Raw genomic sequence first — 6,000 nt, 5'->3', positions numbered from 1 at the left:
TACAATCCGACATATAGTTGATTCTGATAGTTCCCAGCTTGTACCAATGTGAAAATATGTTCTATATTCTCGCCAATATTCTAACGTTACTAAAACTTGTTCTTCTATAGATAGTTTAGGTTTCGGTCCCCTTTTAGATGGTGAATTAGAGTCGGCTTCAACACTTTTTACTGATTCTACCATCTTTCTATATGTTTGTTTATACACACCGATTTTATTCTTTTTTCCACTTCAATCTAAGAATTGAGAAAAAAGCAAAACTTTATATCATACTATAAAAAAATTATGCAAGAGGTCTATTATCAACAAGCACTGTTTATTGAGAATTACTGGGGGAACCCTGAAATTTTCGGCTTAGTTGCCGGCAGCTTGCCGCCAACTCACTCCTCTAGATAAGTATTTTGACTCACGCTCCTTCCTCTTTTGAGACGTTGTGACACTTAGGGTGCGGAATGTGGGTTGTTGGGTAAGACTTTTAGACCTTTTTGAAATCCAAAAGTGCCAGGCGTGGGAGTGATCAGGGGGAAAATTCAGGTACTTTTTCCCCGAAAATTAGGTAATTGACCCCCTGAAAATGGGTAAAACCCTACACCCCACACCCCACGAGAAACTTTTTGCCGCAAACCCCAATCACATCGCGTAAAATGGTAGCGCCTCCGACCAATGGGGGCGTTTTCCCGTTTGCCAATCTAAATGGGCTAAATCGAGGATAGCGGGGGCATTTATGCCTAAATAGTTGGGTGTGGCTAATCTTTGATAGGGAATGGTTAAGTTTTCTAAGGTCTGCTGCCATTGTTCTGGAGTCATCAGGCTATCAGCTAAATAAACCCGATTACCCCGATAGATGCCCACATACAATTGTCCCCTAGTGGCGGGCATTTCTAGGGCTAGATAGGTATCAAGGGGGTAAAAATCCCGTTGTGACCAAGCAAAGGCCGCTAAACTGGAGACGGTAAAAATCGGTAGCTGTAATTGTTGTGCTAGGGTTCTACCGGTGACTATACCGATGCGGGTACTGGTAAAGCTCCCCGGACCGCTAGCAGTGGCTAGAAAGGCTAAATCTGCCCATTTTTGCGGGGCTAGGAACTGTTTTAGATAGGGGTGGAATAGGTTCGATAAGTCCCTGTCTAAGTCCCAAGTTTGTTGACGACTATCATCACTGAAATTAGAGAGGGCCAGTCCCAGTTGGGGACTGCTGGTATGCAAAGCTAATCCATAGACAGGGGAAGACAAGTCGATCTTTCTGTATCAGTAAGTTTTTATGGGTCGCCTGGGATTCGAACCCAAGACCAATCGGTTAAAAGCCGAGTGCTCTACCGCTGAGCTAGCGACCCGTTTCGTGTTCTGCACACGATTCATCAGTATAACATCTTATCGAGGCTAAGTCAAGGGGTAATTTAAATTTGATTGACTCGCATTTTCACGATCGCCTCGCGGCTGCTCTGGGGCTCTAAGTAGGTCAAATGTTCGCCTGTGTTAAGGGCGTTGCGGGGAGCGCTCCAAGGTTCGAGACAGATATAATTTTTATCTTTCAGGGTCCAAAAAACTATAGTTGTATAGAGATCGTCGTAACTGAGGACAATTTGGCGCTGATGATAAGAATCACTAAAACCACTTTGATGGCGCGTAATTTGCGGAAAAGCGGCATCAATTTCTTCGAGATTAAAGTCAAAGTTACCAGAGTAGTAATGGAAGGTTTTCGTGCGTTGGTCGAGGTATTGGGAGGAGGGAATATCAAAGGACAATCGGGTTTTATCGGTGACTTGAAAATAGGGATGGAAGCCGATAGAAAAGGGCATTTTTTCGGGGGAAAGATTGATTACTTTTTGGTGAATTCTGAGGCTGTTTCCTTGCAGTTGATAGGTAAAAATTAATTGAAAATCAAAGGGATAGACTTGACGAGTGGCTTCATTACTGTTTAATTCTAGGGTTAAACTAGCGGCGGTTTCGCTGCTTTGTTTGCTGACTTGCCAAGGTAAATCACGAGCAAATCCGTGTTGTTTGAGGCTATAGTTTCGGCCTTGGTATTGATAGGTATTATCGGGTAAGTTACCACAGATAGGGAATAAAATCGGGACTCCTCCGCGGACGCTGAGGTTAGGATCTTTGAATCTTTCTCTGTCCAGATAGAAAATATCTTCTCCGCAAATTTGCCAACGGTTGATGATTCCTCCTCTAGCGGGAACCACTTCCAGATAAGCGTCAGCCTCTTCATCCTTGAGACAATAGGTAAGATATTGATTTTGGTTTTGAGTGATAGTAAAGGTCATATCAGTTATCAGTTATCAGTTATCAGCTAACATAGAACGTAGGTTGGGTTGAAGCATGAAACCCAACACCCGATCATGTTACGCTACCACTAACCCATCCTAACAAATAATTGTGCCTCCCTACTTAGCTTAACCAATGAGGTTTTAGATTCGTCCCTTGTGAATAAGCTGAGATAGACTAGCTTGAGATGAAAATTTGAGTAAGAAAATAGGCAATGGCGGCGCTACCAACGGGTACAGTGAGATTATCTATACCCAGTTTCGAGAAAGTTTCTAGAATAGTAGCTCCGATCGCTGTCAATAAAGATACTAAAATAATTGGCGGATTTATGCCATTAATAAAAGATAAAATAATCAAGCTGACTAGAAAGCTGACTCCTAACATAGTCAGGGAACCTTCCAGACTTTTGCCACTGCCGAAAATTTTGTAGGGATGTTGACCGAAATTTTGTCCCACTAGGGCTGCTAATCCGTCTCCTAAAGCCATAATTAAAATACCCATTGCTGCGTATTCGGGGTGAGAAATTGGCCAAAAATAAGCCACAAGAACACCGATACTAACAGCATAAAAAAAAGTTCCCCAACTGCGGCGACCAACACTATTAAGACTGGGCAAAATGGGGAAAAAATAGGATAGGATAGCAATAATTGCCGCTAGGATGGCCGCACTTATTCCCACCCAAGCGGGGATATTTAACCACCAGGCAAAAAGGATGACGTTTCCTGTGCCAATGTGGACAACTTTGCGGGTAATTTCGCCATCGGTACTGAAAACACTTTTTAATTTTTCAGCGATCAGAATCAGAACAGCTAGGTAACAGGCGACTAAACCGATCGAAAATAGGAGAGAGTGGGATAGTTCCACGTGGCAAAAGCGAAAATTGACTATCTATTTAGTTTAGGCGATCGAGGTGACATTGATGAAAGGAATTTTTATTGGCTTAATTGAGGGATATAGACGGTTTATTTCGCCGCTATTTCCCCCTTCCTGTCGTTTTCAACCCACCTGTTCCCAGTATGCCATAGAAGCGATCGATCGCTTTGGTGTGCTACGGGGTTCTTGGTTAGCAATTAAGCGTATTCTCCGTTGTCATCCCTTTCACCCCGGAGGTTACGATCCTGTGCCTCCCTGTAGCCACAAGCACGATTAAAAGCCACAGCAGTTATCTCAATGGTGAGATAAGAAGTTTTCGTTTTGGGGATTCAGGAGTCAGGATTCAGGAGTCAATAGCAAACTAGGTTATACTTCATCTTTAGGATAAAGTCTGTAAAACTATTGATATTTTTAGACCCGTTGATGATTGCCTATTTTCTTTTGGGAAAACGCTCGATATCTGCGATACCATAAAAGATAATCTGTTTATCTTTTAAACGTAGTCGATCGACCCTTAATTGAGTACCATCGAGGGCAAATTTATCTAAATCCATGAGGTTGTTAACGTGGCTGATTAAAGCTTCTCCTAAAGCTTTCGATCTTTCGTCGCCTTGATAAACCACCTCAACAAATTGAATTTTTCGCCGTTCTTCCACAACCACAGCAGTGGTCATTTCTAGAAGAATTGGTTCTTCTTCTCCCAATTTGATGAGACTTTTCAGAGTTAAAGTTTTATCGTCATTGAGAATTAATTCCGTGTTCTGACAGTGAATTGATTTACCTTCGTACTCTAATCTTTGCAGTTTTTCGACAATAAAAGGTGTATTAAAAGAGGTGGTTAAGTCTTCTTCCGTTAAAACTACCCGCAAAGTGGCCCGCGTCGGTTGACGGAGTTTCACCTGTCCGGTAAAAATGGCACTAAAATCGATCGCCACCGCTTGCACATACAATTCCATGGCTTCGATGCGTAGGCCATTGTACATGAGCATCGACTGACCGATAAAGTCAAAACCGTCGATACTGCCTTGCAGTAATTTGGCTACGGGTTCGGCGCGGACAGTCGCTGTCAGCTTGCCTGTGCGTTTGAATAATGCAGCGATCGCAGCACTCACCACTTTACTGATGAGTTGATCGCCGCTCTGATTGGGAAAAGGTAAGCTACCAAACACGCCTGCTGTCATATCTCTCATAGGTGGGACTGCAACGATCTTAACATTATTTAAAGTTTCTTTACATATCGTTTTATTAATGAAGATGATAAGCAATCTGTATGATTCTGTAGAGGTTATAAATTTTTAGCGGTCTATCGCGTGGGAGGGGATAGGATGGAAAAACGTTACTATCTCAGTGATATAGCGTTTTTCACTTAGAAAATCGGGGTTAAAAACGTGGTTGCCATTTCAGATCAACAACCGTTAGCCGCTACCCACAACCACAGCGATCGAGTGGCGGTATTATTGATGGGATACGGGGAAGTGGAGAGTTATGAGGACTTCGCCAACTATAATGAACAGGCCTTAAATCTGCTGACGGCTAAGTTCGCTCCCGTACCGACTTGGGTTTATCCTCCCCTAGCGAAATTATTGGCCCTATTTGACCTACACGAATGGCAACACCAGCATAATCACTTTATTTCCCCCCATAACCACATTTTCGAGCATCAAAGACAGGAAATCGAGCGCAATTTGCAGGCAAAATGGGGTAATCGGGTGGAGGTATTCAAAGCGTTTAACTTCTGTGCGCCTTTTTTACCGGCACAGGTATTAACGGAAATCCGCGAGCGGGAATTCGAGAAAATTTTGATCTATCCTCTCCTCGTTGTTGATTCTATCTTTACCAGTGGCATTGCGATCGAACAGGTTAATAAAGCTTTAGCTCAAGGACAAACGCGGGAACATTGGGTTAAAGGATTGCGCTATATTCCCTCGTTTTATAACCAACCCGCTTATATAGATCTAATGGCGCGGTTAGTGGAAGAAAAAATCGCTGCCGAGGTAGCTAGTAGCTGTCTTCCCTCGCAAATTGGCATTATTTTAATGAATCACGGTTGTCCCCACGAAGCTAAGGGATTTACGTCGGGAATCGATGAAAGTCAAGCTTTATACGAGTTAGTCCGGGAAAAATTAATCTATCGTTATCCCTTGATTTCTGTGGGTTGGTTAAATCACCAAACCCCCTTAATTAAATGGACGCGACCGAATGCAGAGTTAGCGGCGAAGAATTTAATCGAATTGGGGGCAAAAGCCTTAATTTTCATGCCGATTGGCTTTGCTACGGAAAATCACGAAACTTTGCTGGATGTGGAGCATATTATCGAAGCTTTACGCCGCAAACACGACCAAGTTAATTATGTGCAGATGGCCTGTGTCAACGATAACCCCGAATTTTGCCAGATGGTCGCCGATTGGGCCGAGGAACACATCGAAGCTTTGATATCACAAGAGGCTTTATCTGTCAATAGTTCTGTAACAATTCCTCACATTCATTCCGATCACCATCATCACCACGGACATCACCATCATCATTAAGCTTGGACAGTGGCAAAGAGGGGCAACGGCGAAAATTAGTCCTACCACTTGTCACTTTTGGAAGTATAATCTATAATTGTGCTTTCCTGGGTACGTAGCTCAATGGATAGAGCATCCGCCTTCTAAGCGGACGGTTGTAGGTTCGATCCCTACCGTACCCGTTATTGTTAAGTAGGGATTGGAAATTCTCTCCTATCGTCCCAGGGACAATCGCTTTGATGCGGTGAGCGTGGAATTGGGTCAGTTGAGTCCCGTCGGTTGATATTAATTCTGTTTAATTTAGTTGGCGATCGAGTTGAGGATCAGTCAAGGGAGAAGGCAAAGGCGA

Annotated in this window: 7 protein-coding genes and 2 tRNA genes; 3 read left to right on the top strand and 6 right to left on the bottom strand. The window is 43.3% G+C overall.

The window, feature by feature from the left end:
* The 5 genes from IQ224_RS04030 to IQ224_RS04010 form a co-directional block, all read right to left on the bottom strand.
* A partial coding sequence (locus tag IQ224_RS04030; RefSeq protein ID WP_194032592.1) for a transposase family protein occupies positions 1-213 on the bottom strand: 213 nt, incomplete at its 3' end.
* Between the two features lie 417 nt (positions 214-630).
* A complete protein-coding gene (gene tsaB / locus IQ224_RS04025; protein ID WP_002746542.1) occupies positions 631-1,233 on the bottom strand; it encodes a tRNA (adenosine(37)-N6)-threonylcarbamoyltransferase complex dimerization subunit type 1 TsaB in 603 nt (200 codons plus the stop codon).
* Between the two features lie 29 nt (positions 1,234-1,262).
* A tRNA-Lys gene (locus tag IQ224_RS04020) sits at positions 1,263-1,334 on the bottom strand.
* A gap of 63 nt (positions 1,335-1,397) precedes the next feature.
* Complete coding sequence (locus tag IQ224_RS04015; RefSeq protein WP_194032591.1) at positions 1,398-2,270, bottom strand: aldose epimerase; 873 nt, start codon at positions 2,268-2,270, stop codon at positions 1,398-1,400.
* Between the two features lie 178 nt (positions 2,271-2,448).
* Positions 2,449-3,135, bottom strand: coding sequence for a diacylglycerol/polyprenol kinase family protein (locus IQ224_RS04010; protein WP_194032590.1), 687 nt, complete (start codon positions 3,133-3,135; stop codon positions 2,449-2,451).
* Between the two features lie 55 nt (positions 3,136-3,190).
* Here IQ224_RS04010 and yidD point away from each other — a divergent pair, with 55 nt between their 5' ends.
* The gene (yidD, locus tag IQ224_RS04005; RefSeq protein ID WP_002732315.1) at positions 3,191-3,421 is read left to right on the top strand and encodes a membrane protein insertion efficiency factor YidD; all 231 of its coding nucleotides are present in this window, start codon (positions 3,191-3,193) and stop codon (positions 3,419-3,421) included.
* A 154-nt stretch (positions 3,422-3,575) separates the two neighbouring features.
* On the opposite strand, the gene IQ224_RS04000 is transcribed toward yidD, so the two are convergent.
* Positions 3,576-4,334, bottom strand: a complete 759-nt coding sequence (locus IQ224_RS04000) for a DUF2993 domain-containing protein (RefSeq protein ID WP_080612748.1) — start codon at positions 4,332-4,334, stop codon at positions 3,576-3,578.
* Between the two features lie 198 nt (positions 4,335-4,532).
* Here IQ224_RS04000 and IQ224_RS03995 point away from each other — a divergent pair, with 198 nt between their 5' ends.
* Entirely contained in the window at positions 4,533-5,672 is a 1,140-nt protein-coding gene (locus tag IQ224_RS03995; RefSeq protein ID WP_194032589.1) for a ferrochelatase, read from the top strand.
* A gap of 88 nt (positions 5,673-5,760) precedes the next feature.
* Positions 5,761-5,833, top strand: a tRNA-Arg gene (locus IQ224_RS03990).
* The last annotated feature ends 167 nt before the right edge of the window (positions 5,834-6,000 follow it).

The sequence above is a fragment of the Microcystis sp. LEGE 00066 genome (assembly GCF_015207925.1).
In the GTDB taxonomy this organism is placed as follows: Bacteria; Cyanobacteriota; Cyanobacteriia; order Cyanobacteriales; family Microcystaceae; genus Microcystis; species Microcystis ichthyoblabe_A.
The sequence above is the reverse complement of the archived record's forward strand: the minus strand, read 5'-3'. Positions and strand labels throughout refer to the sequence as shown.

What these genes read in the sequence shown, in the direction of transcription:
- IQ224_RS04000 (WP_080612748.1), bottom strand. Translation starts at nt 4,334, where the DNA reads ATGAGAGATATGACAGCAGGCGTGTTTGGTAGCTTACCTTTTCCCAAT.
- yidD (WP_002732315.1), top strand. Translation starts at nt 3,191, where the DNA reads ATGAAAGGAATTTTTATTGGCTTAATTGAGGGATATAGACGGTTTATT.
- IQ224_RS04015 (WP_194032591.1), bottom strand. Translation starts at nt 2,270, where the DNA reads ATGACCTTTACTATCACTCAAAACCAAAATCAATATCTTACCTATTGT.